25 protein-coding genes and 1 tRNA gene are annotated in these 26,229 nt (G+C 56.2%); 8 read left to right on the top strand and 18 right to left on the bottom strand.

Going from position 1 to position 26,229, the window contains the following annotated elements:
• Positions 1-160: 160 nt before the first annotated feature.
• From KBX14_RS02180 to KBX14_RS02170, 3 genes are all read right to left on the bottom strand, one after another.
• Positions 161-234 (bottom strand) — tRNA-Pro (locus KBX14_RS02180).
• 74 nt (positions 235-308) lie between these two features.
• Entirely contained in the window at positions 309-674 is a 366-nt protein-coding gene (locus KBX14_RS02175) for a YchJ family protein (RefSeq protein WP_070362495.1), read from the bottom strand.
• Between the two features lies 1 nt (position 675).
• The gene (locus KBX14_RS02170) at positions 676-1,848 is read right to left on the bottom strand and encodes an alpha/beta fold hydrolase (protein WP_256041759.1); all 1,173 of its coding nucleotides are present in this window, start codon (positions 1,846-1,848) and stop codon (positions 676-678) included.
• Positions 1,849-2,006: 158 nt separating this feature from the next.
• Between KBX14_RS02170 and secA2 the strand changes: the two genes are divergently transcribed.
• The 5 genes from secA2 to KBX14_RS02145 all read left to right on the top strand — a co-directional run bounded on the left by secA2 (position 2,007) and on the right by KBX14_RS02145 (position 6,917).
• Positions 2,007-4,298, top strand: coding sequence for an accessory Sec system translocase SecA2 (gene secA2, locus KBX14_RS02165; RefSeq protein ID WP_256041758.1), 2,292 nt, complete (start codon positions 2,007-2,009; stop codon positions 4,296-4,298).
• Positions 4,299-4,415: 117 nt separating this feature from the next.
• On the top strand, positions 4,416-4,847 hold the full coding sequence (gene odhI / locus KBX14_RS02160; protein WP_070362492.1) for an oxoglutarate dehydrogenase inhibitor Odhl: 432 nt from the start codon (positions 4,416-4,418) through the stop codon (positions 4,845-4,847).
• Positions 4,848-4,896: 49 nt separating this feature from the next.
• Positions 4,897-5,640 carry a MerR family transcriptional regulator gene (locus KBX14_RS02155; protein WP_370687045.1) on the top strand — a complete coding sequence of 248 codons (744 nt, stop codon included), beginning with the start codon at positions 4,897-4,899 and terminating at the stop codon, positions 5,638-5,640.
• Complete coding sequence (locus KBX14_RS02150) at positions 5,615-6,217, top strand: bifunctional nuclease domain-containing protein (protein WP_256041757.1); 603 nt, start codon at positions 5,615-5,617, stop codon at positions 6,215-6,217. The genes KBX14_RS02155 and KBX14_RS02150 overlap by 26 nt, the downstream gene beginning before the upstream one ends.
• Before the next feature lie 124 nt (positions 6,218-6,341).
• Positions 6,342-6,917 (top strand): MerR family transcriptional regulator, encoded by a 576-nt coding sequence (locus KBX14_RS02145; protein WP_070362489.1) that lies wholly within the window; start codon positions 6,342-6,344, stop codon positions 6,915-6,917.
• 84 nt (positions 6,918-7,001) lie between these two features.
• On the opposite strand, the gene KBX14_RS02140 is transcribed toward KBX14_RS02145, so the two are convergent.
• From KBX14_RS02140 to gndA, 6 genes are read right to left on the bottom strand one after another with little or no spacing between them, the layout of a single operon-like run.
• The gene (locus KBX14_RS02140) at positions 7,002-8,393 is read right to left on the bottom strand and encodes a hypothetical protein (RefSeq protein WP_256041756.1); all 1,392 of its coding nucleotides are present in this window, start codon (positions 8,391-8,393) and stop codon (positions 7,002-7,004) included.
• Positions 8,394-8,444: 51 nt separating this feature from the next.
• Positions 8,445-9,311 carry a 3-methyladenine DNA glycosylase gene (locus tag KBX14_RS02135; protein ID WP_256041755.1) on the bottom strand — a complete coding sequence of 289 codons (867 nt, stop codon included), beginning with the start codon at positions 9,309-9,311 and terminating at the stop codon, positions 8,445-8,447.
• Positions 9,308-10,360, bottom strand: a complete 1,053-nt coding sequence (locus KBX14_RS02130) for a hemolysin family protein (protein WP_071572636.1) — start codon at positions 10,358-10,360, stop codon at positions 9,308-9,310. Before KBX14_RS02130 ends, KBX14_RS02135 begins: the two co-directional genes overlap by 4 nt.
• Positions 10,357-11,751, bottom strand: a complete 1,395-nt coding sequence (locus tag KBX14_RS02125; protein WP_256041754.1) for a hemolysin family protein — start codon at positions 11,749-11,751, stop codon at positions 10,357-10,359. The genes KBX14_RS02130 and KBX14_RS02125 overlap by 4 nt, the downstream gene beginning before the upstream one ends.
• Before the next feature lie 3 nt (positions 11,752-11,754).
• Complete coding sequence (locus KBX14_RS02120; protein WP_256041753.1) at positions 11,755-13,062, bottom strand: DEAD/DEAH box helicase; 1,308 nt, start codon at positions 13,060-13,062, stop codon at positions 11,755-11,757.
• Positions 13,063-13,107: 45 nt separating this feature from the next.
• Positions 13,108-14,592 (bottom strand): NADP-dependent phosphogluconate dehydrogenase, encoded by a 1,485-nt coding sequence (gene gndA, locus KBX14_RS02115; RefSeq protein ID WP_070362483.1) that lies wholly within the window; start codon positions 14,590-14,592, stop codon positions 13,108-13,110.
• 36 nt (positions 14,593-14,628) lie between these two features.
• Here gndA and KBX14_RS02110 point away from each other — a divergent pair, with 36 nt between their 5' ends.
• On the top strand, positions 14,629-15,051 hold the full coding sequence (locus tag KBX14_RS02110) for a PaaI family thioesterase (protein WP_070362482.1): 423 nt from the start codon (positions 14,629-14,631) through the stop codon (positions 15,049-15,051).
• Here the strand turns inward: KBX14_RS02110 and KBX14_RS02105 are convergent.
• Both KBX14_RS02105 and KBX14_RS02100 read right to left on the bottom strand, forming a co-directional pair.
• On the bottom strand, positions 15,048-16,121 hold the full coding sequence (locus tag KBX14_RS02105) for a magnesium and cobalt transport protein CorA (RefSeq protein ID WP_070362481.1): 1,074 nt from the start codon (positions 16,119-16,121) through the stop codon (positions 15,048-15,050). The genes KBX14_RS02110 and KBX14_RS02105 overlap by 4 nt on opposite strands.
• 142 nt (positions 16,122-16,263) lie before the next feature.
• The gene (locus tag KBX14_RS02100) at positions 16,264-17,601 is read right to left on the bottom strand and encodes an NAD(P)/FAD-dependent oxidoreductase (protein ID WP_256000175.1); all 1,338 of its coding nucleotides are present in this window, start codon (positions 17,599-17,601) and stop codon (positions 16,264-16,266) included.
• A gap of 135 nt (positions 17,602-17,736) precedes the next feature.
• On the opposite strand from KBX14_RS02100, the gene KBX14_RS02095 reads away from it, so the two are divergent.
• Entirely contained in the window at positions 17,737-19,065 is a 1,329-nt protein-coding gene (locus KBX14_RS02095; RefSeq protein ID WP_256041752.1) for a class I SAM-dependent methyltransferase, read from the top strand.
• Positions 19,066-19,194: 129 nt separating this feature from the next.
• Here the strand turns inward: KBX14_RS02095 and KBX14_RS02090 are convergent, their stop codons facing one another.
• Together KBX14_RS02090 and KBX14_RS02085 are read right to left on the bottom strand one after the other, a co-directional pair.
• A complete protein-coding gene (locus KBX14_RS02090) occupies positions 19,195-19,905 on the bottom strand; it encodes a YceI family protein (RefSeq protein ID WP_070477145.1) in 711 nt (236 codons plus the stop codon).
• Positions 19,906-19,911: 6 nt separating this feature from the next.
• Positions 19,912-20,259, bottom strand: a complete 348-nt coding sequence (locus KBX14_RS02085; RefSeq protein WP_071572633.1) for a hypothetical protein — start codon at positions 20,257-20,259, stop codon at positions 19,912-19,914.
• Positions 20,260-20,387: 128 nt separating this feature from the next.
• Here KBX14_RS02085 and KBX14_RS02080 point away from each other — a divergent pair, with 128 nt between their 5' ends.
• On the top strand, positions 20,388-20,765 hold the full coding sequence (locus tag KBX14_RS02080; protein WP_070477143.1) for an RNA polymerase-binding protein RbpA: 378 nt from the start codon (positions 20,388-20,390) through the stop codon (positions 20,763-20,765).
• A 76-nt stretch (positions 20,766-20,841) separates the two neighbouring features.
• On the opposite strand, the gene KBX14_RS02075 is transcribed toward KBX14_RS02080, so the two are convergent.
• The 5 genes from KBX14_RS02075 to KBX14_RS02055 are packed head-to-tail and all read right to left on the bottom strand — an operon-like array spanning position 20,842 to position 26,226.
• Complete coding sequence (locus tag KBX14_RS02075) at positions 20,842-21,714, bottom strand: polyprenol monophosphomannose synthase (RefSeq protein ID WP_256041751.1); 873 nt, start codon at positions 21,712-21,714, stop codon at positions 20,842-20,844.
• Complete coding sequence (gene lnt / locus KBX14_RS02070) at positions 21,668-23,296, bottom strand: apolipoprotein N-acyltransferase (protein ID WP_256041750.1); 1,629 nt, start codon at positions 23,294-23,296, stop codon at positions 21,668-21,670. Before lnt ends, KBX14_RS02075 begins: the two co-directional genes overlap by 47 nt.
• Positions 23,293-23,832 carry an FxsA family protein gene (locus KBX14_RS02065; RefSeq protein ID WP_070363522.1) on the bottom strand — a complete coding sequence of 180 codons (540 nt, stop codon included), beginning with the start codon at positions 23,830-23,832 and terminating at the stop codon, positions 23,293-23,295. Before KBX14_RS02065 ends, lnt begins: the two co-directional genes overlap by 4 nt.
• A 27-nt stretch (positions 23,833-23,859) precedes the next feature.
• The gene (locus KBX14_RS02060; protein WP_256041749.1) at positions 23,860-25,074 is read right to left on the bottom strand and encodes a lipase family protein; all 1,215 of its coding nucleotides are present in this window, start codon (positions 25,072-25,074) and stop codon (positions 23,860-23,862) included.
• 12 nt (positions 25,075-25,086) lie between these two features.
• Positions 25,087-26,226, bottom strand: a complete 1,140-nt coding sequence (locus KBX14_RS02055) for a Xaa-Pro peptidase family protein (RefSeq protein WP_070362475.1) — start codon at positions 26,224-26,226, stop codon at positions 25,087-25,089.
• Between the last annotated feature and the right edge of the window lie 3 nt (positions 26,227-26,229).

The following is a 26,229-nucleotide window of genomic DNA, read 5'->3' as shown; positions in this document are numbered from 1 at the left end:
GCTGGACGCAGCTAAACACACACAAAATGTCCCTTATCGCGACACGCCGTAAAAACACACAAAATGTCCCTTAAGCCCTGCAACTGAGTAGCTTACGAAAACTAAAACCCCGCTCAATCAGGAGTTTCGCCTGGTCAAGCGGGGTTTTTGTTGATAGTTGTCGGACTGACAGGATTTGAACCTGCGACCCCCACACCCCCAGTGTGGTGCGCTACCAAACTGCGCCACAGCCCGTTGCCTTCATCCGGCGAATACCGGAACAGCTCCGATAGTTTAGCGCACAGTTACTACAACTATGAAACCAGCTGTTAGAAGGCAGTGCCGTTGAGGTACACCCATGCGCCGCCCTCGCGAATGAAACGGGAATGTTCCCGCTGGGTGCCACTCGGGTGAAGGGCCTCGAAGCGGACCTCTCCGTAGGTATCCGTTGAGCCACCTTGTTCGGAGTGAAGAACTCGCAGCGCAATATATGGTTCGCCACCTGGTGGAAGCTCCAACGACGCCGGTCGAGTGCTCGAAGCCCAGGTGCGCAGCAAGTAATCCGCATCGCCGACGACGAACGCACTGTAGCGTGCCCGCATGAGCGATTCTGCTGTGGGAGCAGGTTTGCCTGCGTGCAGGGCGCCGCAGCACAGGGGATATGGGCGGTCGAGGCCACATGGGCAGCGTTTCACGTCAGCGCACCACGTCGATGGTTGTCTGCACCGAGGCACTGTGAACGTAGCCGTCGACGGTTGAGCGTTTGCCGGCCTCCATGAGCGTCTGGGCCTCGGCGTCGCTGAGGTCGCCGAATAACGTGATGTCACGTGTGAAGTGCCCCTCGCCGAGATGCGTGACCTCCACGCGCACGTCGTTGAGCGCAAGACCTTTCGCGGCGGAACGAATTGCCTGGGAACAAGATACTGCCAACGCGGACATGTACAAGCCTGTCGACGTCACGCCCTGGCCCTTGCCGCCAGCATTCTTAGCCCGGTCAGTTGCGATCGCACGATTAGAGGTGCGAACTACGTCACCATACTTCGTCCCGCGGGCTGAGTAGGAGACTGCGTTGGAGTCGCCGGTGGCATCCGGGACAAATTCGGGGGTGATGTATTGCATGACCCACGAGCCGATAATGTCGGCCGCACGCTGTGCGGTGCCTTGGCGCGTCAATAAATGATCGGCCTTGTCCAGCGCCATGAGTGACTTCGGGTAGCGGGTGAGGCTAAAAATCGACTGGGCGTTATCAATGCCTACCGTCACATCGATAGGCGAGTGGACCAGCAATAGTGGCTTGCGTAGTTTCGGCAGGTATTCTTCGGGATTCGTGTCGGCGAGATCCACAAGGAAGTCGCGTGAAATGATGAGCTCCCTGCCACCGAGGATGACAGGGACATAGCCGTCGCGGTCCGCGTCACCAATCTTGTCCGCATAGTGCAACACCGAGTGAGCAGGGTCGAACGGCGCACCGACTGTCGCTACGGCTTTGAGCGTCTTTTTGAGATCGGGATGGGTCGCCGCTTTCAGTGCTGCAGCGCCCCCGAGCGAGTGGCCCATGATGAGCTGTGGCGCTTTGAACTCTTTGGCTAACCACTTTGCTGCAGCCACGATATCGTCAACGTTTTGTGAGAACGAAGTATCGGCGAATTCACCCTCAGATTGTCCGAGACCAGGAAAATCAAATCTGAGCGTTGCAATGCCGAACTCTGTTAACCGCTTGGAGATTCGCGAAGCACCAGGAGTATGTCTGGACCCCGCAAAACAGTGTGCGAAAATCGCGTAGGCTTTCGCCGGCCCGTCAGGCCGGTCAATCGTTCCGGCTATCATCTTGCCCGTCGACGACGGCACCTTCACGTTCAGCGATAGCATGTGGGCTTTCCTCCTGAGAACGGGGACGCATTCGGTGGTCTTTGTTTGAACAAGGATAGAGTACATTGACGTGAACGAGTGAGAAGCACTTACCATGTAGGCCAGGTAGTGCGAGAGGCAAAAGGCCACTTTTGCCGTGACGAAAGGTCGTATGAGGAATGGCTGCATTTGGCTGGTTTTGGAAAGCAATGGGTGCAACGTCCGAACGCAACAACAAGAAGTCGAAGGGGATCGTGGCGAAAGCCCACGAGCTCATCGCCGAGTTCGAAGCTCTTGACGACGCCGCGCTGAGCGCCGCTGTGCGTGACACCGTGCGTGACGGAGAGGTCGTCGACAAGCCTCGCTTCCTCGCAATTCTGTCGGTTGCCGCCACTCGAACCCTTGGGATGAACCCGTTCGACGTTCAAAACCAGGCGGTTTTGCGCCTACTCGAAGGCGATGTAATTCAGATGGCCACCGGCGAGGGCAAAACGCTCGTTGGAGCTATCGCTGCGACCGGTTTTGCGCTCACTGGTAAGCGGGTGCACCTCATCACTGTGAATAACTATCTCGCTGAGCGCGATGCCACGTGGATGCGGCCGCTTGTCGAGTTCTTCGGGCTCAGCGTTGCCGCTGTAACGGAATCGACGCCACGTGAACAGCGCGTAGAGGCATATCGATGCGACGTCGTCTATGCCCCGGTGACCGAGATCGGCTTTGATCACCTTCGTGACAATCAGATCACGCACCGCTCTCAAACCGTTCAGCTACCAGCCGAGGTCGCTCTTGTCGATGAGGCCGATAGCGTCCTTGTCGACGAAGCCCTCGTCCCGCTCATCCTGGCTGGTTCTGAAGGTACGCAGCAGCCCACAGGCAAGATCACCGAAGCGGTCTCGCACCTTGACGAAGAGAAGGACTACGAAACTGATGCCGATGGTCGCAATGTCTTCCTTACCGAGGAGGGGGCGAAGAAAGTTGAACGTTTGCTCGGCATCGACTCGCTCTATTCCGATGAACACATTGGCACTACGCTTGTCCGGGTCAACCTTGCATTACACGCTCGAGCACTGCTGATCCGCGACGTGCACTACATCGTTGAGGACGGCAAGGTGGCACTTGTCGACGCCTCCCGCGGCCGCGTCGCTGAACTGCAGCGTTGGCCTGACGGATTGCAGGCAGCAGTCGAGGCAAAAGAGGGGCTGAAGGTCTCCGAGGGGGGCCGAATTCTCGACTCGATCACGCTGCAAGCACTTATGCGTCGCTATCCGACGGTCTGTGGCATGACTGGTACCGCCGTAGAAGCCACCGATCAATTGCGTTCATTTTACGACCTGCACGTATCTGTTATTGACCGCGCAAATCCGTTGCAGCGATTTGATGAAGCCGACCGGATCTACGCAACGATGGAGGAGAAGAACCAAGCGATCGTCGAAGAGATCGCGCTGCTCCACATGAACGGTCAACCTGTTCTTGTAGGGACTCATGACGTTGCAGAGTCTGAGGCTCTCGCAGAGGCATTGAACGAGCGTGGGATCAGCGTGAACGTGCTCAACGCGAAGAATGACGCTGAGGAAGCACGCATTGTGGCTGAGGCTGGAGATTTAGGGCGGGTGACCGTGTCTACACAAATGGCAGGCCGCGGTACCGATATTCGTCTAGGTGGCGCTGACGAAGGAGATCACGACAAGGTTGCGAACCTGGGCGGTCTCGCCGTTATCGGTACAGCACGCCACCGCACAGCGCGGCTCGACAATCAATTGCGCGGACGTGCAGGGCGTCAGGGCGACCCTGGCCTGAGCCTGTTCTTTGTCTCCCTGGAAGACGACATTGTTGTTACCGGGGGAGAGGATGAGCGCATCACCGTACATCCCGACGCGTCGGGACGGATCGAATCCTCGCGTGCACAGCAGTTTGTTGACCACTGCCAACGCGTTACAGAGGGCCAGCTGCTAGAGATTCACTCGCAAACGTGGAAATACAACAAGCTCATCTCGGATCACCGTACAATCCTTGATGAGCGGCGAGCGTCATTGCTCGATACCGACGCGGCGTGGCGTGAGCTTAGCGAACGAGCACCGGAGCGCGCCACCGAGCTGGATGCCATCGATGCTGACAAACTACGGCAGGCAGCTCGGGAGATAATGCTCTACCACCTGGACCATGAGTGGTCTGAGTATCTCGCGCTCATGGACGATGTTCGCGAATCTATCCACCTGCGCGCCATCGCCCGTGAAACGCCAATCGACGAATACCATCGAATCGCCATTCGTGAATTTAAAGAACTAGCGAATCGTGCCGTAGATCAGGCCGTCGATACTTTCAGGAAGGTTGTGATTGATAACGATGGAGCACACCTCGAAGATGCTGGTTGGAAGCGTCCGAGTGCGACGTGGACCTACATGGTGTCGGATAATCCGTTGGCGGGTTCGGGGAACTCGGTGATCTCCGGGATTGGAAATATTTTCCGTTAATCCTCATGTTGAGGTTCAGAGCGTTACACTAGAACCGCAACAGCACGCTGACCCACAATTGGGTAATATTGCGATTTAGAATTTATTGACTTTCAAAAACACCGTCAGGAGTTTGGAATGGCCGAAAACAAAGATGCAGACATCGTCCAGGTCGAAACGACCTCCGTCTTTCGCGCTGACCTTTTGAAGGAGATGGAGAACGGCGCTGCTGCAGCCAACGATAACGTCACCAGCACGGAGAATTTGCCGGATGGTGTTGCGTTGCTCGTGGTGAAGCGCGGACCGAACGCTGGTGCAAGGTTCCTGTTGGACCAGGACGCAACCACCGCAGGTCGCCATCCTGAGGCCGACATTTTCCTTGATGACGTCACGGTGTCCCGCCGTCACGCTGAGTTCCGCCGCGATGGTGACTCTTTCGAAGTCGTTGACGTGGGATCACTGAACGGCACTTATGTGAACCGAGAGCCAAAGGACTCGCAGGTGCTCTCCTCCGGGGATGAGATTCAGATTGGTAAATTCCGCCTGGTCTTTATCGCCGACGAAAAATAGTATTGTCCGTTTGTCTGCCCCTGCCCATTAGAAGAGATTAATCATCACCGTGAGTGCAATACGTCGAGCTGCTACAGAGCAAATGGGAGCCACCGTCGCCCCGTCAGGGACAAAGACCATGTCTATTGGTGTTGTCCTGAAACAGTTGCGGGAGGAGTTCCCTGATGTGACTGTGTCGAAGATTCGCTTTCTTGAGTCCGAAGGCCTGATCACTCCACAGCGCACTGCGTCCGGATACCGGCGCTTTACAAGTGATGATGTCGAGCGACTTCGCTACATCTTGGTTACCCAGCGAGACAATTACCTTCCTTTAAAGGTGATCCGCGAGCAGCTCGAGGCCATGGATTCCGGTCAGGTCACCGCGATCATGAGCGCGAGCGAAGCTGATCCACTAGTTTCTCCAGATAGCTTCCGCGCACCAACTTCGACGCACTTGAGCGACCGAGACGTTGCCGAGCAGGCTCAAGCAGACCAAAAACTTGTCGATGAGTTCGTGCGTGATGGATTGATCGTTCCTGATGTGGCTGGTCATTTCACCGCCGACGACGTCCGCGTGGTTACTGCAGCCATGGCTCTAGCGGAATTCGGTTTGGATTCTCGCCACCTCAAGACGCTGCGGACTATGGCTCGTCGCCAGGCTGATCTCATCTCTCAAGTAACGGAACCCGTTGCGAAGTCCGGTAAGGAAAATTCAGCACAGCAGGCGGAAGAACTTGGACAGCAGCTTTCTGCCCTGGTCGTATCACTGCATGCTTCGCTGCTCAAGAATGAGCTGCGAAATTCCGGGCGCTGAGATGCGGTCGCTGAATTTGCTCGGGGTCTACCCGGTCGGCCCGGAACACTTTCTGTGCGCGTTGCTGCACACACCAGAGCAGAATCTATTCCTGCCAATTTGGCGTTCGCCATTTTCTGGAGGCAAACTGGCCGCGCTCATTGATGATGTAGGCCCCCTGAACCCGAGTATTTACGAAACGTATTTGGAAACGTTAAAGGATCTCGGCGCTCAAGTGCAGGCCGTGCGCATTGCGAGCTATTACGAAGGCGTGTTTCATGCCGAGGTGTTGCTGAGTACTGGCAGCAAAGTAGACACGAGCATGTCCGACGCGCTGCTTTTGGCTTGGACAGGGGATATTGCTCTCGAGGTTGACCCTCAGGTTTTGCGGCAAGCCGGCATACGGATTTCCGCGGCAGATGCGAAAGGTATCTTTGACCTTGATCTTCCCGTTGTCGAAGGGGACGCTGAAGACGGAAGTGTTTCCGCAAGCGGTGACCCAGAAGCAGACCGCAATTTTGAGCAGCTGATGAAGAGCCTTGGCGCGGATGATCTTTTTACTTCCGATGATGAAGATGGAGACGGGGCTGCCAACTAAACCTCCCTCAATGTAAAGTAAAGGTTGAGACTTCGGCGTGTCGGCCCGAGCTGATAGAGTCAAATGCCTAAGCTATCGGTACAAATACTGTTAGCCGAGACAATAGAAAACGGGAGTATGGAAAATGAGCGATCTGCAACAAGAGCTTGAACTTTCCGCAGTGGAAGGGCCTGTTCAGGAAACGCTGTTTGATATCGGGCCTTCTGACGAAGTGGGGTACCGAGTTCCGATTGCATGCCAGGTAGCAGGCATCACGTACCGCCAGCTCGATTACTGGGCGCGCACTGACTTGGTGAAGCCTTCAATCCGTGGCGCAAAGGGCTCCGGCTCCCAGCGTCTCTACTCCTTCAAGGACATTCTGGTTTTGAAGATCGTGAAAGGTCTCTTGGATACCGGGATCTCGCTGCAGAACATTCGCCTTGCCGTGGATAAGCTCCGTAACCGGGGTGTGAATGACATCGCCGAGATCACGTTGGTTTCTGATGGCGCTACGGTGTACGAGTGCCGTAGCAACGAGGAGGTCATTGACCTTCTCGGCGGCGGCCAGGGTGTCTTTGGTATCGCGGTCCCGCAGATTATGAAGGATCTGACTGGCACAATTGCTGACTTCCCAGCAGAAACCATCAATCCCGAACTCAATGACCCTCAGCCTGCCGGGTTCGATGAACTCGCAGATCGTCGCCGTCGTAAATCTTCCTAGAGAGTTCTGAAAGGCTGCAGCCCCGCCGTTTACTCCCCGGCGGGGCTGCAGCCTTTCGTACTGCTGTGGGTCTAGCGCAAGTGGTTAGTCCACAACGGCGGTCAGAGCGGCACTGACCTGCTCAGCGGATGGAGCCTCTTTCACCACGGATGCGACATCTGTCACAGCCGTATCTGCAGGGCTATCGCCTACACGAACGACGTCAAGCTTGATTCGCTCACCGAGCCGGTCCTGCAGTGCTGCTGCCGCCTGTGGTGAACCATCATCATCGGCGGTGCCGGTGGTAATCAACACGATGCGAATATCGCGATCGAGCTCACGCATGGCATCGGCGGCAGCGAAGAGCGCTTCACGAGTCTGCGGAGCACCACCGGTGCCAAGCAAGCTGGCGGTGTATGCGACGTCCTCGGCATCACTGGTCATAGCAATGTTGCTGCGCCAACCCTTCGTTACACCAGGGTTCAGTGGGGAAGAGTAGTTCCAAAGCGCTACTTGATGGCCAGATTCGGTGACACGGTATGCAGCATCGCGTATCGCGGTGTCGACTGCTGGCTTGAAAGGCTGCATCGCATCTGACGTATCGTACAGGAATAACGTGTCCAGAGCTTGCTGTTGGTTTTCGGAACCAACTTCTTTCTGTTCCTTTTCTGTTTCATCGACCGGAATTTCTGCCACCTGGGACCAAACCTGATCAGGGACATCAACCACCTGTGATTTGCTATCAGTTTTCAGCGTTGACGCCGCGTACTTCATGAGGTCCTGCCCGGCGCGAGACTTATTCTCATCGACGTTATCAGTACTGTTCAGCGGGATACCGACGTAGTTCAAAACTGCATCTAGCGATGTGAAAACCCGGTCACCGGATGCTTGCTCAATTGCTGCTGCGTATAGACTCTGTTCATCTTGTATTGACTCTATATCTTCCACTGCCTGCTGTTGTAGGACATCTACGGCGCCTGCCTCATCTTTGGCAAGCAATGACGCAACAGCAACAGAGGCATCCGAGCGTTCAGGCAACACAAATCGCACTGACTCCAGCTTAAGTGTCGCTGGATCAGTAGAAGTTTGCCCCTCCACGCCGAGGGGTGCTGCGTAAACAATCTGTGGGTCAGGTACCGCCGCCGAGCGTTTTGCGTTCCTAAGTACGGCGTCTGGGTTCGCGGTTTCCGGAGCGAGAAAGATAGCTGCGTCCTCGACCTTATCGACGAGCTCTGCCTGCACACAGTAGTCCCGCACAACACGGTGCGACTCGTTGTACGCGGCTACGATCGCTTCACCGACCGATCGTTCCGTAGACGCTACTGGCAGTGAGAGTTCTCCAGACACGCACTGTGCTTCAGAAGCATCATCGGACTGTTCTGGCTTCAGCTTCATCATCAAAATGGCACTCAAGATCACAGCGAACGCGACCAGAATGACCAGGATCGCTCCACCGGACAAGCGATAGTTACTCTTGCCATCAGAATGTCGGCCCATGCCAATACCGTCCTTACTTCGTGTACAACCCGTCTAGCGTTGTCACACAGTCTATCGCCCTAGAACTACGTCGAGGAGAGCGACGAGCCGGGAGCGTAATTCTTCTCCACGTGCGCTGAGCGCTCGTTGGCGCTGCACATACATGGCTTTTCCCTCAGTAGTCTCCACAGGAACGATGTCGAAGCCGAGTTCCCGGCAGTCGTACGGGGATGCCTCCATATCGAGGCGACGCGCGTCCTTGGCCAATTCGAAACAGTCAAGGAGAAGCTCGCCAGGGACCAATGGGCCAAGTTTCAAAGCCCACTTAAACAGATCCATGGTGGTGTGCACACAGCCTGGTTGTTCCCTCGATACCTGGTCTTCCCTCCGCAACGCCACAACGTTGAGGGGGCGAGCTGGGGGAGTAAAGAAACGAAACGCGTCGAAGTGGCTGCATCGAAGCTGATGAGATTCAACAACTGAGTTCGTGCCGTCTGCTCCGAGACGAAGCGGAAGATCATGGCGAGGGTGTTCCTCGCGATACAACATTGCCCATTCATGCAAACCGAAGCAGTCAAAGTGCGCCGAACGAGAGGCTGTCGCGCGAAGTAGTTCGTCAATTTCCCGAACGTCTTGTTCACGGTGCGCAAGAAACGACGCGATGTCTGCACACACGTGTCTGCTGTCTACAACTTGGTAGTTGCGCCATGAGGCTTGAGGAAGCGTAGAGGCGTCGAGAAGCACTGTATTTGCGCCAGGATGCCACTTCTTAAGGTGTGTGGGGCGGAAACTGTAGTAGTCGAACAGGAAGTCCCACACCGGGTGCTTCTGTGCGCGACGACGGCGAGCTAGGTGTGGCTCGACGAATCCGGCCGCACGTTCCTCATGCGACGCGATTCGAGCCTCGTATTCGGCTGACTCCAGGAACGTGCGAATCATGAATTCTCGTGGGTCCAGTCTGCGACCGTGCCCACGTACTCCTCAATGACGTCCTCAAGAGCAAGTACGCCAACGAGGCGACCTTGATCGCGGACCTGAGCCATGTGTGCAGAGCGACGGTGCAGCGACGTCAGCGCACTATCCAGCGACTCAGAGCCATCAATCACCATCAATGGGCGGATGCGGCTCACCGGTACCAGTGGATCATCCTCATCGGACTCCATCAGGTCCAAAATGTCCTTCACGTGAATATATCCAACGAGAATGCCGGAAGGCCTAGCAACGGGGAAGCGCGAATATCCGGTTTCACGTACAGCTTGCTCGATTATCGAAAGCGCGACGCCCTCAGGGTAAAAGGGGATGGTTGTCAGACGATCGAGCGGGATCATTACCTCTTTGAGGTTCCGCGACTCAGAGCGCAGCGCCTTTGAAAGGCGAGCTGTTTCCTCAGCGTCAAGAAGACCCTCTTCGCGTGATTCACGAATCATGTTTGCCAGCTGTTTCTGGTCCACAGTGGATGAAAGCTCATCGCGCTGTTCAATACCAAACAGAGCCAGCGTCTTACGCGCTACCCAGTTCAAGAAGCGAATAAACGGCCCCGTGGCCTTCATCCAAAGCGTCATAGCGGGGGTAAGCCAAACAGCAGTTGACTCTGGTCCGGCAATCGCAATGTTCTTCGGCACCATCTCGCCGAACAAAATATGCAAGAAGGAGATGAACGCCAGCGCAATCACGAAGGAAACAGGATGCAGCCACTCACCCGGCAACCCCATCGCGAGAAACGGAACTTCAACATAGTGTGCAACCGCAGGCTCAGCGACCTTACCGAGCACGAGCGACGCGATGGTGATGCCCAGTTGGGCACCTGCGAGGTAAATCGAGAGGTGTTCCGTCGCGTACAGCACGCCAGTAACATTTGTCTTGCCTTGTGCCTGCATTGACTCCAATCGATCGCGCCTGGAGGACACGAGTGCGAACTCGGACGCAACGAAGAACGCGTTGAGCGTCAGCAGGACCAAAATGAGAAGGAATGCTACCCAAATATTCACTGTGCTGACCTCCTCTGAAACTCGATTGCTTCCTCTGGAGAAATCGGACTCAAAATTGCCCTGTCGATCCTGCGATCATCCATTGTGGAAACCCTTGCGAGCCAGTGGCCAGCGCTGCCTGTTTCAAACTGTTCCTGGAAATCAGCTGTACCGGAGGGGAGCACTACTTTGTCGCCAACTGTCGGGATATGTCCAAGTGCTGACATAATCAGTCCTCCAAGAGTTTCGTAAGGCCCCTCGGGTGCAACATAACCGAGCTCCTCCTGCAGTTCATCGAGCCGCACCAAACCAGAAATCTCCCACGACGTTCCGACGTGCAAAAAGTCTCGCTCGGATTCGCGGTCGTCGTACTCGTCGTACACCTCACCGAGGATCTCCTCGACTACGTCCTCAATCGTGACCAGACCTTGCGTTCCGCCGAACTCATCCGCAACCAACACTACCTGTGAGCCCGCGGAGCGAACCCGGTTGAGCACCGCATCGCCGTCAAGCGTCCCGGGGATAAACGGAACTGGCTTGGCCAGCGTTGACAGCTTGGTGGTTGCACGCTGCTTCTTATCTACAGAAAAGGCGTCTTTGATGTGGACCACGCCTATTGTGTCGTCCAAGTCACCGCGACGGACGGGGAAGCGCGAATGGCCTGTCTCACGTGCAAACGCAATCAAATCCGCTACGGTGTCCTCGGCGTCAAGCGCATTAATGGTTGAACGTGGCGTCATCACGGCTTCGGCGGTGGTCTCTCCGAACTGCAGCGATCTGTCGATCACCGCTGCGGTATCTGCGTCAAGGTCTCCAGACTCCATCGAGTTTCGGACCACCGCACCCAGCTCTTGGCCAGAACGAGCGGAGGCTAGCTCATCTGCTGGCTCAATCCCGAGTTTTCGCACAACCCAGTTCGCCGACGAATTGAGCCACTTAATAAACCAACTGGCGGAGGTGTTGAACGCATTAACCGGAGGTACCACGACCCGCGCAGTCTTCAGCGGATCCGTAATCGCCATGTTCTTTGGAACAAGTTCGCCAAAAACCATCGAGAGCAATGTCGCAATCGCCAATGCAAGGATCAGCGCTACTGTCGTTGAGGCCGCTTCACTCAGACCAACGAGCTCAAGCAGGGGAGTGAAGAACTTGCCCAACACCGGCTCGGCGAGGAAGCCAGCTGCGAGCGTCGTCACGGTAATACCGAGTTGCGCGCCTGACAACACGAACGAAAGGTTCGCGTGGTCTCGAGCGACGGCTTTCGCCGTGCGGTCGCCGACCTCCCGGACGTGCTCATCGATAGTTGAGCGCTCGAGTCCTGTCATTGCAAACTCGATTGCAACGAACAGGCCCGTTGAGGCCGTCAACAAGATGAAGCCCAAAAGAGCAAAGATTGAAATGACTATATCCATCGACTATGACCGAGGCGTCCGACGCCTACCGCTCCTTCCCGTCGACCGTCGTCGTTGAGCATTCGTACTGGGGCGTTTCGAACGCCTGGTTGCGTTGTGGTTCTTTCGCTGATGTGGTGGCTGGCCACCAGGCGGTGGCAGGGGCTTCCCAGACGGCTGCCGAGCTCCGGTGATCTCAACGACCTCAGGTGTGAGCTCCTGCGCCCGGACTTCGGTCGCTCGCACTCCAGCTTTGTTGAGGAGCGAGCGAACCTCCTTACGCTGTTCATCCATGACCAACGTAACAACGTTGCCCTCAGTGCCCGCACGCGCTGTACGCCCCGCGCGGTGCAAGTATGCCTTGTGTTCTGCAGGCGGGTCGATGTGGACAACGAGTGAGACTCCCGAAACGTCGATTCCGCGTGCTGCGATGTCCGTCGCAACTAAGACTGGAGTTGAACCATCAGCGAACCCCTCTAGTGCGCGAGTTCGAGCACCTTGACCTTTGTCACCGTGAATTCCCTGCGCGTGAACTCCGGCGCGACGAAGCTTCTTCACCTGCCTGTCCACACCATGCTTCGTGCGCATAAACATGATCGTCTTGCCTTCGCGTGCGGCGATTTCCAGCACTCGAGCATTGCGCGACTCGCGGCTGCCACACAACAGGACGAAGTGTTTCATGGTCTTTACAGCTGACTTCGCTGGAGCTGTGGAGTGCGTAACCGGATTATGCATGTACCTGTCAACGATTCTCTGTACATCGCCATCGAGCGTTGCAGAAAACAGTAACTTCTGGGAATCCTTTGGCGCTCGGTCGACAAGCTTGATGACCTGAGGCATGAAGCCCATGTCGGCCATCTGGTCGGCTTCATCAAGCGTGACGATCTCCAGAGCCCGAAAATCGAGGACGCCACGCTGCAATAGATCCTCTGCACGGCCCGGTGTCGCCACCAAGAGGTCGACTGGTGCCGCCAAAGCGCGGATCTGCGTATTGATATTGACGCCACCAACTACATCTAGCACGCGAAGGCCTTGTGCGCTCGCGGGGCTGTTCAATCGCTGTTGAATCTGGCTTGCCAATTCACGCGTCGGTGCGAGCACAAGTCCACGGGGCCGTCCAGGCTGACTTGGCGCACCACTAAGACGCGCCAACATCGGCAAACCAAACGTAAAAGTCTTGCCGGAGCCGGTCGGACCACGCCCAAGCACGTCTCTGCCTGCTAGGGCATCAGGAATAGCCGCTTCCTGAATTGGAAACGGCCGAGTAATTCCTTCTGCGTTGAGCGCGCGCACCAGGGGGTGGGGAAGGCCGAGATCGGCAAAACTTTTCATTGCAAACACCCTAGTGCCTTTTGCGGTCAGGTGCTATCGCCACGCTTAGTAACGAAGCTCCTTGCGGTCGCCAGACCACGCGATATGGAACGTGCCGTCCATATCGACGCGCTTGTAGGTGTGCGCACCGAAGAAATCACGTTGTCCCTGAATCAGCGCCGCAGGCAAGCGGTCTGCACGCAAGGAATCGTAGTAGGAGAGCGAGGACGCGAATACCGGAACCGGAAGCCCGAGCTGCGTAGCCGTTATGACGACGCGACGCCACGCATCAATGACGCCGCCCTCCAGCTCATTGCGGAAGTAAGGGTCGAGCAACAGTGATGGCAGCTCAGGGTTTTTCTCATACGCCTCGGTGATGCGGTCGAGGAACTTCGCGCGGATAATGCAGCCACCACGCCAAATCTTCGCCAGCTCACCAGGCTTCAGACCCCAGTCGTACTCCTCGGAACCCGCAGCAATTTCATCAAAGCCTTGCGCGTACGCAACGAGCTTTGAGGCGTACAGAGCACGCCGGACATCCTCGACGAACTGCGCCTTGTCCAGACCAAGGTCAGCGAACGAAGCTTCTACGCCACTAGGGAGGTTGGCCTCCAAGGCCGCGGTGCGTTGCGCAGTAGAAGAAGAAAGCGCACGAGCAAACACTGCTTCGCCGATGCCAGTGACTGGGACGCCCAAGTCTAGGGCCTCCTTCACAGTCCAGCGACCCGTGCCCTTCTGGCCAGCCGCGTCCACAACGACGTCGACAAACGGTTTGCCTGTTTGCTCATCGACTTGCTTCAGTACCTCAGCGGTGATCTCGATCAGGTAGGAATCCAGGTCACCCTCATTCCACTCGGAGAAGATTTCAGCGATCTCCGCCGGCTCCAACCCAGCTGCGTAGCGAAGCAAATGGTATGCCTCGCCGATGACCTGCATATCGGCGTACTCGATGCCGTTATGCACCATCTTGACGAAGTGTCCGGCACCATTTGGGCCAATGTGGGTCACGCACGGAACGCCATCGACTTTCGCGGCAATATCCTCAAGGAGTGGGCCAAGCGCCTCCCATGACTCGACAGGACCACCAGGCATGATCGAAGGACCAAGCAGTGCACCTTCCTCGCCGCCAGAGATACCTGCGCCGACGAAGTGGCGCCCCTTTTCAGCGACTTCTTTCTCACGGCGGATCGTATCGGTGAACAACGAGTTACCGCCATCGATGATGATATCGCCCTCATCCATCGCTTCGACGAGCTGATTGATCACTGCATCCGTAGCCTTGCCAGCCTGGACCATGATGACAGCACGGCGTGGACGCTCCAGCGAGGCAACAAAGTCCTCAATCGTTTCAGATGGGATAAACGAGCCCTCATCCCCGTGCTCGGCCATTACGGCGCGAGTCTTCTCAGGGGACCGGTTGTAGATAGCAACCGTATGTCCGTTGCGGGCGAAATTACGTGCTAGGTTCGAACCCATCACCGCCATACCGACAACGCCGATCTGGGCGAGATGAGTCTGGGACTGATTCGTATCATGCTCGGTGGTAGTCATGCAGACAATACTACGCTGCTGAGAGGAAAGAACGGAATGAGTTTTCTATTCGAAAAAGTTGATCGCGAGCTCAACGAGGAAGAATTGCGGACCCTCAACGAATACAACAACGGTTACGCCAACACGATCGGAATGGTGATCACGGCGTGTAGCCCAGAGTGCGTAACTGCACATATAGACGTCGGACCCCAGCATCTTCAGCCTGCCGGGATCGTCAACGGGGGAGTCTATGCCGGTCTCGCAGAGACGGTAGGTTCCGTTGCAGCGATGGCGACAGCTGGCAGACCTGCTGTCGGCATGAACAACAACACCGACCTCCTACGAAGCGTCCGTGACGGGCGAATCGAAGCATCCGCGCGCCCAGTTCATGTCGGGCGGCGAACCCACCTCTGGCGCATCGAAATGCATCACGAAGGCAAGTTAGTGGCCCTGACGAATCTGAAGCTCCTCGTACCCTAAAGCCAGCGGTTCTTCCTGAACCACCAATACATCAGTGCCATGGTCAGGATCATTACGCCGAGCACCACCGGGTAGGAGTACTTCCAAGCCAATTCCGGCATATTCTCGAAATTCATGCCATAAACACCGGCAATCATGGTCGGGGCCGCAGCCATACCAACTACTGCAGATATCGTACGCATATCGGAGTTCTGTTGCATCGAAACCTTCGCAACCGAGGCGTCAAGCAGGGAGGAAAGGCGTTCATCGAAGCCTGAGAGGTGGTCACTCACGATCGTCGCGTTGTCCTGCACGTCACGGAAGTAAGATCTGAGCGCTTTCCGCATCAGATCACGGTTGTTGGTCAACCCATTCTTTAACGCCGGTGCAAGTGGATCGATCGCGTGGCGCATCTCCAAGATCTCACGTTTGTAGTTGTAAATCTTGTCAATGTTAATGTCTCGCCGAGGCGTAAACACTTCGTTTTCCAGCTCATCGACGTCGCGGCTCAGGTTGTCTGCGACCTTCAAATAGTTATCGACGATGTAGTCGGACACCACCCATGCGACGGCACTTGGGCCAAGCACCGCAAGCTCCTCCTCGCTCTCTAGTTTGCCAGTCAAATCAGGCAGTGGTGCGCCGTGCCGGATTGTGATCGCAAAGTTCGGACCGGTCACAATTTGGACTTCACCAGTGGAAATGATTTCACGGGCATCCGCAACCTCCTCATCGTCGCGGTAATACACCGAGCGCACGACCATGAACAGCTGCTCATCGTAGCGCTCAACCTTTGGCCTCTGGTGGGCATCGACTACGTCGTCAACGATCAGATCGTCAATGTCGAAAAACGACGAGATCTTGGTCATCTGCTCATCTGTCGGACCTTTCAACGAGACCCACACAAACGCGTTATCGTGCTCCCGTGCGACCTGCAGTGCCTGTGGAATCCGATAGTTGCCAGGGACGCGCTTGCCGTCGACAAATACTTTGCAAAAGTCGATCGAGCGTTCCAGAGGGACCTTCACCGGTATGCGCGATGGTTGAAGCGTGCTTTTCGACGACTTCCTCGACAACGGGATCCTTGGTGGCATAGTGGCCCCCTTTACTACCTGCGTCGCGCCAATCAAGGGCGAGGGATATAACAACGCTCGAGATACTACGCCCTTCGAGAACGGAACACGAACGCGCCTCTCCAACCGTATACAAAGGGGAGAGGCGCGTCAGCAGAGTCATTTAGTTCTCTGCGTTTTCGGAGCTCGCGTGGCGTTGGCCGGGTGTCGTCGGAAGGTTGTATCGCTTCGAGCTCAAAGCGTTGTAAACCCACGTCAACGCTGTGACAGTGCGGTTGCGCAGTCCAGTGAGGAATGAGACGTGGACGTAGAGCCACATCAACCAACCCAAGAATCCAGCGATTTCGACCTTGCCCATCTTCACGACAGCGTTAAAGCGAGTGACGATAGCCATCGATCCCTTGTCAAAGTAGGAGAATGGCTCGCGCTGTTCCGGCGTAATCTCGTCTTCAACCTGTGCCTTCAAGATCTTTCCGACATATTCACCGGACTGGATTGCAACCTGGGCGACGCCTGGCAAGCGGTCGCGGCTCATCATGTCGCCCACGATGAATACATTCGACAGTTCGCCAACGGACAGGTCGGCGTTCACCGGCACCTTGCCGTTACGTTCAGCCTCTACACCAGCTTGCTCGGCGACCTGCTTGCCCAGCGGGGAAGCCTGGACACCAGCAGACCAAATCTTCGTTGGAGTGTAGACAGTGGTCTCTTCGTCGGTCTTGGTGTTCTTGTACGTGACGCTCTCAGCGTCGACGTTAGTCACAATGGCATTTAAGATGACAGTAACGCCTGCCTTCTCCAACTCGCGCTGCGCCTTCCGGCCAAGACGCTTTCCAAATGGTGGCAGAACCTGTGGCATGCCGTCGATAAGAAGGATCTTGGTCTGATCTGGTGAGAACGAGTACTGGCCTCCAGCAAATGCGCGGTGCGCCAACTCGGCGATCTGTCCAGCGAGCTCAACACCAGTTGGACCGGCGCCGACGAGCACAAAAGTGAGCAACCGTTCGCGTTCTTCAGCGGAAGTAGCTAGCTCAGCTTTCTCGAAGGCATCAAGAATGCGCGCGCGCACCTCGAGCGCGTCATCGGCTGTTTTCAAACCAGGTGCGAACTCCGCAAAGTGATCGTTGCCGAAGTAGGACTGGCCTGCACCCGCTGCGAGGATCAATGAGTCGTAGGCATACTGTGACGACGCACCATCATCGGAAGCAGTGACGATCTGATTCGCGGTATCGATCTCGTCAACATTGCCGCGCACAACGCGAACGTTGTCCTGGCTTGCCAAAATCTGGCGAACCGAAGAGGCAATTTCGCCGACAGACAGAAGACCGGTCGCTACCTGATAGAGCAGAGGGGCGAAGATGAAGTGGTTTGTGCGGTTAATAATCGTAATGTCTACGTCTGCATCCGCGAGTGCATGAGCAGCGTTAATGCCACCAAACCCCGCACCTACGATCACGACGTGATGGCGGTTTCCAGCGGGGCGGTATGGTGTCTGAGTCATAAAAGTGTCGCTCCTTGGGAAAGCTGTTTGAATTTTCTTCCCTTTATAGTACGCCCATAATGTTAGAACGGTATGGTTTTGGAGATGAAGCGTCGAAAACTCCGCTGAAAGTTTGACCAAGTAAGGTGGGGAAGCGTGCCGATTCCTGAACCAGTACCAACGCATTTACACACTGTTGACGCCACAAAGTGGCCACGGCTAGTGCAGCCGTTGGATGGGTTTGCTCTGAAAACTCGCGCCAGGCTTGCAGAGGCCGAGTTTGCTCGAGCCTGTGACGCCACGGGTGTAACGCTTTCTGGTGACGACGCCGACATTCTCGTGAACCATGAGCGGCTTTTTGAACGAATCGCGGCTGCTGGCTGGACAGGCCTGGCAGAGGGGTACATGGCAGGCGAGTGGTCAGTGACCTCATCGGATGTACTTGTTGAAGTCATTGCGAAGCTGCTGGGGCAGGGCTACGTACCCCGCCGTACATCGTGGAAGCCACGGCCGGAAACTGTTGGAGCGATGCTGCCGAGTTCTCTCGTACAGCACTTTTCGGGCGATCGTGTGAGTGCTTTCCAGGGTCATTTCGCTACAGGTGTCGCAACTACCGAGCGCAAACTGACCAAGTCCTACCCGGAGCAGCGTGCCAAACAGCGTGGCGCGAAGCGCCGCTATATCGATGTGACCACCTACGAAGCACCGCTCGATGCGGATCGAGCCGACTTGGGCGATATACAGGCGCGGAGCGCTCAGCAGTTGCTGGACCTAGTCGGTGCAGGGCGCGGTACGAGATTGCTCGAGTATCCGAACTCGGGAGGTGCTGTGGCTCTGGCCGCGATAGGGCGCGGAGTGGTGGTTGATACTCTCGCAATTAGCCATGACAGTGCCGCTCATCTTCGGGAATACCTCATTCTTAATGGCGCTGCGAACGATGTGCGCGTTGCCGTGGGCAAACTTGGTGACGCTCAATGGGCCCAGCAGCATGGGCCGTATGATGCAATCGTTTCATTTAGTCAGCTTGAATCATGTCCGAAACGCGATAAAGTGCAGTACCTTCGCGCGATGGACCGCATGCTACTTCCAGGCGGGCGTATCGGTGTGCAATCGGTGATGGCACGTCGCGTGCAATCAAAATCCGTGAACCGAGCGTGTCGGAGTGCGCTTCAGGTGCTTGGTGCGTATGTATGGCCAGGTATGGAGTATCAATATGAAGTCGATTTTCTGAAGCTAGTTGAACAGCAAACGCATCTCCAAGCGATCAGTATTAGCCGTGCGCCGGAACATCTTCGGTTGTCGATTCGTTTGCAGCGTCAAATGTTTGAAGGGCGGCTCCGTGAAGCCGCGGCCGATGGCTATGACGAAGTATTTCGCCGACTATGGCTCTGGCAGTTTGCGGTTCGCGAAGCAGTTGCATCCGTAGGGGGCTTGGATCTGGCGCAGGCGGTATTGGTACGGAAGCACCGGGGTGGGCGCCGATAAGAAGCAAGGGTCAAGTGTCTTAGTTGACATAATGTACATTATCGGACATTTCCACAACTTTGCATATAGATAGCGGAAGCCCGCCCAATAACGTAACGTGACGTAATTGGGCGGGTAATTCTGGACAGTCTACTTGGTCATATTGAGGCGAATATTGAGTAGCCCGCTCTCGGCAATCTTCGCTGCGACAAATTCAGGCGTCTCAACGCCGTAGTCAGCTCTATCAAACGGTACATCGCCCGCGACGATGAGATGGCTGCCAGACAGGGCTACGTCAAAAGGTGCTGTGACGCGATTCGTCTCGCCATGGATGGTCAAGTCTCCGACCACGTTCACGGTTCCAGCGGAACCGTCTGATGGAACCTTGGATAGATCAATCGGCTCGGTGATCGTGAAGCTTGACGTCGGGTATTGATCCGTGTGAAGAATCTTCCGGCGTACGTTGTTGTCTCGAACATCGCTGTCTGTAGTCAAATTCGTCATGTCGACTACGATTTCGCCAGATTGCAGTACACCCGACTCAATATGTACTTCGCCTTCAACGCCTGTCGTCGATCCTGAGGTCGTCTTTGCTTCACCAGGAAGAACTTCATCGAACGTGAACCCAACGGACGTCGAGTTGACGCCAGGACGCTTTTGGATCTTCCAAACGCCGTTGATGTCAGTGTCCGCCGGTTTAAGTCGGTCTGTATCAATTCCTTCTGTCTTGACTCCACCGCCACCAAACATGTTGAGCAGCAATGGGATCATCGCGATCAGGACCGCGAGCACCGCAATTCCCGCAACAATGACCATCAAGAGCTTCTTCTTGCGGTCGCTGGGAGCTTGCACTTCCTTCATGGGTACTTACCTCAACTTCTCAACTGTTCGCGCTAATTCAATTAATTCGTCACACATGTTACGTAATTCATCCGGGTTTGCACCTTCATCCACAGCTGTCCGGATATCTTCCGCTGTACAACGCAAAACGAAAAGGTTGTCGCGGAGCATAGACACAGTTTCCGGTTTAAGGATGGCTGCCCCTTCATCAATCGCAGTGCCGGCTACAAAGTTACGCTGTTCATACGCGCGCTGCTTGCATGACTGGCTGCAATATTTTCGGCGGCGTCCTCTTCCCTGCTGCCGCGCCATTTCTTTGCCACACCACTGACACGTAGGCGATTCGCTCTTCGCGTACACATCACTTTCTGGCATACGGGTCAGCCTAATACACACCTTGAACGGAATGCATGTCCGGTTCAATACTGCGGGAACAAAATCTAAAAGGTGAACGTTATAATAGGGCGACTGCATTTAAATGTGTTTAGAAGGGACAATTGAGTATGGCTGATCGTGTTCTTCGCGGAAGTCGAATGGGCGCTGTGAGCTACGAGACGGACCGAGACCATGATCTCGCGCCTCGGCAGCAAGCGCGATACCGCACTCCGAACGGCGAGATTTTCGAAGTGCCGTTCGCAGATGATGCAGAGATTCCAGAGGAATGGATGTGCAAGAACGGCCAGCTCGGCACCCTTATGGAAGGCGAAGGCGTCGAGTCGAAGCCGACGAAGCCACCCCGTACTCACTGGGATATGCTTCGCGAACGCCGTACTATCGAAGAGCTCGACGTGCTGCTTGAAGAGCGCCTTGAACAGCTGCGGAAACGTCGTCGCGCTGCTGCGCGCTTGGCGAAAGAACAAGCAGCAGAAAACAAGAAGTAAGAGCTAGTTATAGCCCGAAGGCGGGAGGCCACAAATTTTGTAGCCTCTCGCCTTTCGTCTAACTGTCAACGCGAAGCTACTTCCGCTTCGAAGCGATGAATTCCTTGGCAACCTCTACGACGTCGCCCGCGAGCTGAGGCAGGTGGTTCGCCTTGCGCAGCAGCTCGTTTGCTTTAGAGCGCCTGGCCTCATAGCTGAGCATTCGGAATCCCTCTTTTGCCATCTCCCGTGCGGTGCCAAACTTTTCGGTGGCACCCCACTTGGTGACTTCCCAGAGGGAAGTTGTCGCGAAGCTTGCGTCTAGCTTAGATTCGCCCAGCGTGCGGTCCTCGAATGTGATCGGTACTTCGCGAACGTCGAAACCGGCAAGCTCGGCCTTGTGCGCCATATCGACCTGGAAAATATAGCCCTTGTTGGACAACTCCTGGAGGTCGATGGTCTCGAGGACCTCGCGTCGAAAAGCGCGGTAACCTGCGGTCATGTCGCGAACATCGCCACCCAGTGCAAGGGCAACATAGGCGTTTCCCAGCTTGGAAAGCAAGTAGCGCTGCTTCGGCCAATTTTTAACTTCCCCGCCGTCTACATACCGCGAACCGATTACGACGTCTGCGCCGCTTTCGATCTCCTCCAACAAGCGGTGAAGCTCCTCAGGTGCATGCGAGCCATCGGCGTCCATCTGGCAGATAACCTCATAGTCACGCTCGAGTCCCCAGTTGAAACCGTCGCGGTACGCGGCGAGTAGCCCTTCCTTGCCAGCACGGTGCAGGACGTGCAGGCGATCGTTCGTTTCTGCCAGTTCGTCTGCCTTCTGCCCCGTTCCGTCAGGAGAATTGTCGTCGACAATAAGGATGTCTACATCATCGTTTGCATCGAAAACCCGACCGACAATGAGGGGAAGATTCTCAATCTCGTTGTACGTCGGGATGATCACTAATGTCGAATTCGCCACGGTGGCTGCTCCTTTTCCAGCAACGTTTCTCGCCGTTGTTCAAATGTTGTCTAGCATACTCCCTGGGTCGGCGGACTGCTGCACCGAGTATGAGCATGAACCCAAGCCAAACGAACGCAGCCTCGAGGTAGTCCCCAAAACGCACAGCAAATGTCCGCGTTGTATGTAGTGGCAGGCGTTCAATCAGGTGGTTAGCTTCAAAGATAGAAGTTTCTTGGCTCACCGTTCCATCAGGGTGCACGATTGCTGACACACCTGAAGTAGCTGCAACAACTACTGCCCTATCCGTTTCAATGGCCCGCAGCCTGCTCATTGCCAGCTGCTGATAGGTCATATCGCTAAACCCGAAAGTCGCATTATTCGTTGGTGTAGTGAGAATTTGCGCACCATTATTAATTGCCATCCGGTACGCCGGGTCTTCCGCCACTTCATAGCATGTGGCAACCCCAACAGGGATGCCTCCCATGTGGACGACACCTGGGCCATTACCGGGCTTGAAATCGCTGGCGAGGTCCACGAGGTCCGTGATTTTCCGGAAGAAGTCGCGCATTGGCATGTACTCGCCAAACGGCTGCAAAAAGCGTTTATGATGCGTCTCGCCTGGCCCTGTTTCCGGGTCAAACACGACCATCGTGTTGCGCGCACCGACCTCGTCGCGCGTCAGCGTCCCCACCAGCACCGGTGCCCCTACTGCGCTCACAGCGCGTTCGATTGACGACGCCGCCAAAGGATCTTGAAACGGGTTCACGTCCGACGAGTTCTCCGGCCAAATAACGAGGTCAAGCTTTTCACCTTGTTTTTGGGCATCATTCGCTGCGCGAACAGTTTCATCGACGTGATTTTGTAACACGGCTCTGCGCTGAGCGTTGAAGTCAAGCCCGAGGCGCGGCACATTGCCTTGAATCGCTGCGACCAGTACGGAGTTGCCCTGTGCCGTCTGAGCCTCTGTCCCCTCGCCATCGAAACTCGGGCTGATAAGTCCTCCGAGCCCGATCGGGAGCGCGAAACCTAACGCAGCTACCCTGCGGGTTCTCCCACGCGTGATGAGAAACGTCACGAGGCTTACACCAGCGAGACAGGCGGCGAGAGAAACTAGCGCTGGACCACCAATTGAAGATAGCCACACCAGAGGCCCATTGACCTGCCCCCATGCCAGCCGGACCCAGGAAAATCCGCCGAATGGAAGCGACGAGCGGAGGAACTCCACCGCGATATACACAAATGGAAAAGCAAGGAACCCATACTGGCAACGGGCAATGCGGACGCCAACCGCGCCAGTGATAAGCGCTGAGAGCGCCAGCGTGATAGCGAGCGCCACGTAGGGCATCGCGCCGACGAATGCTCCGATCCAGGGCAGGAGGATCAAGTAGCACGTGGCGGCATGGGCAAACCCGAGCAAGCAGCCAAATGCTGCACTTGGCGATGGCTTCGCTGCTGTAGCAAAACGTTGCCACGGCATCAGAGCGAGGTAGAACGCACCAACGCCGAGTACTGCGAGGAACCAGTACCCGAACGGCTCATAGGAGAACGCAACCGCAACGCCGGAAAGTACCGCGAGGACAAGTCGGAGTGACGCATTCACGACCGTGGTCCCTCTTCCCCACCTTCTGATCGGCGTTTGTGCTCTTCGTAGAGCCAGTCTTCAATTTCATCCGTGTCAATGACGGGGTGCTCATCGTCGCTGGCCCCACGCTCAGGAGTTGGCCGCGTGAACGAGCCGTAGGAAGCAGAGTTTCGGGACATCGGCGTCGATTCGTACATCCTGATTCCAACATTTTCCACGCGTTGCCGCAGAGAGCGTGAAAGGTGGTTTCGGAGTATCGAGCGAGTAGGGCTGAAGACCAAGAAGAACCCCAGGATTGAAGAAACGAAGCCCGGGATAATGCAAAAAGCCCAGCCAACCATGAGAAGCGCAGAGTCGCCTGCTAGCTTCCCTACAGATGTTTTGCCACGTGCCGCCTTTGCGAGTTCGCCGCGGAGCGTGAGCGTCGCCAGTGCACCGCCTAGCACCATCAGCGCGAAGATTGCCAGCAAAGCCCAGCCAACGCCGATTGACTTCGCGACAAGGAAAAACGCCAGCGCTTCTACGAGGAAATACGTCAAAATGTAGATTGGCATGCCGACCATCTTAGCCGGACTACACGGTTACTTGCCTGAGGATTCTAGCTGGCTTAATAGCCACAGGACGTCCTTTCGGAGGTGCTGGAAGTATGGGGCGAAGTGGTTGATGCCAGTTCTTCCCGGAAGCTTGGGAAGTTTTCGCATTTGAACGGGCATATCCCACCTCTCCCCTAGTTCGGCGACCACTTGCCACGGGACGATGTCGTCGTGCTTACTGCCCCACAGTCTGAGTGGGATATCGAGTGGTGTACGAGTACCTAATGCTTGATCGTCGAGCGCTGCGGCTGTTTTCGGAAGATCCTCGAGGAGCGTAGACATTGGGATACCTGCTGCCGTCCAGTGTACGGTGCTTGCCCAAGCATGTCGGAGGACCGCGCCCACTGCACAGATGTTCGCATCAAGGATGACAGCGGACATACCAACGGGGCTGAGGTGGGGCATCAGCTCTTCCGTGATCTCTGGGTCGGATGCTAGAAGGGCGGCGACTGCGTAAAGAATCATGATGGACGGAAGCGTCCCATCGATGCGGTCGAGCATCGCAAGCAGATCTGCAGGTGGTGCTCCGACGACTGCGGCACGCAGATGTAGTTCCGGCGCGTACTCGGGTTGCTCTAACCATGAAGCTGCGGCGCCCCCGCCCTGAGAAAAACCCCAGAGACCAAGCTTTTCGACGCTGCAGCCTAGGCCTACGCTGGCGCGAACTGCATCGGCGAGTGCGTGGGCTGCTGCGCGGTGGAAGCAATAGAGCTGCACATTGTCTTCGGGATCTCGTGGATAGTCCGTCAACACGACATTCGCTCCCGCGGCGAGCAACATGTTGATCGCAGGCTGCTCGTAGGCAGCGATAAGGTCCAGTGGTTTGCGTCGAAGTCGAAGTCCCACTGTGCAGGAGTAAGAAGGGTCACATGCCGGGGCAACGCCTTGGGTGGAGGGGGCGAACGCGACGGTTGGACGCTGTCCATTGCCATGCCAGGGACGCTTGCTGAGGAACACCGCGCCGGTAGCAGACATCACGCGTTCCCGCTCGTCGGTCGTGGTGTATTCAATTCTGAATGCGTTGGCACGATTGAGCCTGTACTGCAGCCCTATAGGACGAATCGGCGTTGCTTGCAGCAGTGTGCCAGGACTAGCGCCGACTGCCCAAGTTGCTTTGCCGTACTCCGCATCTGTGAGCGGATGTGAATGTGAGAGGTCAACGCTAAGCGGCAGCAGTGTGCGAAGAGTTAAGCCGAACTCCATGTATGTGCTTTCCTAGATCTTCGGAGTGTCTCGTGGGTGGGGCTGCAAGGTCTTTGGCCTGGTGTTCAGCGCGTGTGCACCGTCTGCCTGGAGATGCACTATGTCCTCGATACGCATTCCCCAGCTGTCTGGTTTGTAAATTCCTGGTTCGATGGAAAAGACCATTCCTTCATCTAGGACGAGATCATTGCCGGTGACCAGGAACGGCGGTTCGTGGCCAGCCAACCCAATGCCGTGCCCGATTCGGTGCGTAAACCACTCGCCGTACCCGTGCTCGGAGATAATGTTCCTCGCAACCGCGTCGAGCTCTTCTGCTCGCATTCCAGGCCGAGCGGCGTCGCAAGCTGCCTGTTGCGCTTGCAAAAGCACTTCGTAGGCATCGAGCTGCTCTTGGCAGCCCGGTGCTCCTTCGACAAGATACGTTCGCGTGCAGTCGGAGTGGTAGCCGCTCGCGATCGTCCCTCCGATATCGACGACGACGATGTCCCCTGCTTCAATGATTCGATCGGAGAAGTCGTGATGAGGGTTTGCGCCGTTGGGGCCAGAACCGACAATGATGAAGTCTACTGCAGTGTGCTCCTCCATGATCGCCGTGTGCAGTGCGTCAGCCACAGCGCGCTCGGTAATACCTGGGGTAAGTAGCGAGGGAACGAGGGCATGAACGCGGTCGATTGCTTCGGCGGCCTGAGCCAATTGCGCAATCTCGTCATCATCCTTGACCATAAACAGACTAGACAATGCGTCCTGCGCAAGACAGGTCTTGAATGGGTATCGCTGCAAAGCCAGCACGTGATCCGCGGTGAGCGTGCTGCCCAGGCCAATGATCGGAGGCGTTGCGCTGTCGGCAGGCGATGCGATGAGTTTATAAACAATTTCATAGGGGTCTTCGCCATCGCGCCACCCAATGGGGATGAGCGCCGGGTCGTCTGAGGGGAAGGAGCCAGCGTCGGTGCTGGGGAGGACAACGGTAGCGTTTCCTTCATCGGTGAGCACGATAGCGGAGAGCCTCTCGTGCGTATCGATTTGTGTACCGGTCAGGTATTCAAATTCCGGGCCAGGGCCGATGATCACGGCGCGCAGGTGATTTGCCGCAAGAAATTTGCAGGCTGCTGCGCGTCGACGTTCAAATGTATCGCTTCCGAAGAAAGTCATACG

The organism is Corynebacterium sp. CCUG 61414 (assembly GCF_024453945.1).
GTDB lineage: Bacteria > Actinomycetota > Actinomycetes > Mycobacteriales > Mycobacteriaceae > Corynebacterium > Corynebacterium pseudogenitalium.
This window is presented reverse-complemented; position numbering and strand designations above follow the sequence as displayed.

Bases quoted from the DNA above. Each gene is read 5' to 3' on its own strand.
- KBX14_RS02105 (WP_070362481.1), bottom strand. From the start codon at position 16,121: ATGCCACCAAGGATCCCGTTGTCGAGGAAGTCGTCGAAAAGCACGCTT.
- KBX14_RS02140 (WP_256041756.1), bottom strand. From the start codon at position 8,393: ATGGGCCGACATTCTGATGGCAAGAGTAACTATCGCTTGTCCGGTGGA.
- KBX14_RS02100 (WP_256000175.1), bottom strand. From the start codon at position 17,601: ATGACTCAGACACCATACCGCCCCGCTGGAAACCGCCATCACGTCGTG.
- KBX14_RS02150 (WP_256041757.1), top strand. From the start codon at position 5,615: ATGAGCTGCGAAATTCCGGGCGCTGAGATGCGGTCGCTGAATTTGCTC.
- KBX14_RS02060 (WP_256041749.1), bottom strand. From the start codon at position 25,074: ATGGAGTTCGGCTTAACTCTTCGCACACTGCTGCCGCTTAGCGTTGAC.
- KBX14_RS02090 (WP_070477145.1), bottom strand. From the start codon at position 19,905: ATGAAGGAAGTGCAAGCTCCCAGCGACCGCAAGAAGAAGCTCTTGATG.
- KBX14_RS02125 (WP_256041754.1), bottom strand. From the start codon at position 11,751: ATGGATATAGTCATTTCAATCTTTGCTCTTTTGGGCTTCATCTTGTTG.
- KBX14_RS02120 (WP_256041753.1), bottom strand. From the start codon at position 13,062: ATGAAAAGTTTTGCCGATCTCGGCCTTCCCCACCCCCTGGTGCGCGCG.
- secA2 (WP_256041758.1), top strand. From the start codon at position 2,007: ATGGCTGCATTTGGCTGGTTTTGGAAAGCAATGGGTGCAACGTCCGAA.
- KBX14_RS02065 (WP_070363522.1), bottom strand. From the start codon at position 23,832: ATGCCAATCTACATTTTGACGTATTTCCTCGTAGAAGCGCTGGCGTTT.
- KBX14_RS02110 (WP_070362482.1), top strand. From the start codon at position 14,629: ATGAGTTTTCTATTCGAAAAAGTTGATCGCGAGCTCAACGAGGAAGAA.
- KBX14_RS02145 (WP_070362489.1), top strand. From the start codon at position 6,342: ATGAGCGATCTGCAACAAGAGCTTGAACTTTCCGCAGTGGAAGGGCCT.
- odhI (WP_070362492.1), top strand. From the start codon at position 4,416: ATGGCCGAAAACAAAGATGCAGACATCGTCCAGGTCGAAACGACCTCC.
- KBX14_RS02055 (WP_070362475.1), bottom strand. From the start codon at position 26,226: ATGACTTTCTTCGGAAGCGATACATTTGAACGTCGACGCGCAGCAGCC.
- gndA (WP_070362483.1), bottom strand. From the start codon at position 14,592: ATGACTACCACCGAGCATGATACGAATCAGTCCCAGACTCATCTCGCC.
- KBX14_RS02080 (WP_070477143.1), top strand. From the start codon at position 20,388: ATGGCTGATCGTGTTCTTCGCGGAAGTCGAATGGGCGCTGTGAGCTAC.
- KBX14_RS02170 (WP_256041759.1), bottom strand. From the start codon at position 1,848: ATGCTATCGCTGAACGTGAAGGTGCCGTCGTCGACGGGCAAGATGATA.
- KBX14_RS02085 (WP_071572633.1), bottom strand. From the start codon at position 20,259: ATGCCAGAAAGTGATGTGTACGCGAAGAGCGAATCGCCTACGTGTCAG.
- KBX14_RS02135 (WP_256041755.1), bottom strand. From the start codon at position 9,311: ATGATTCGCACGTTCCTGGAGTCAGCCGAATACGAGGCTCGAATCGCG.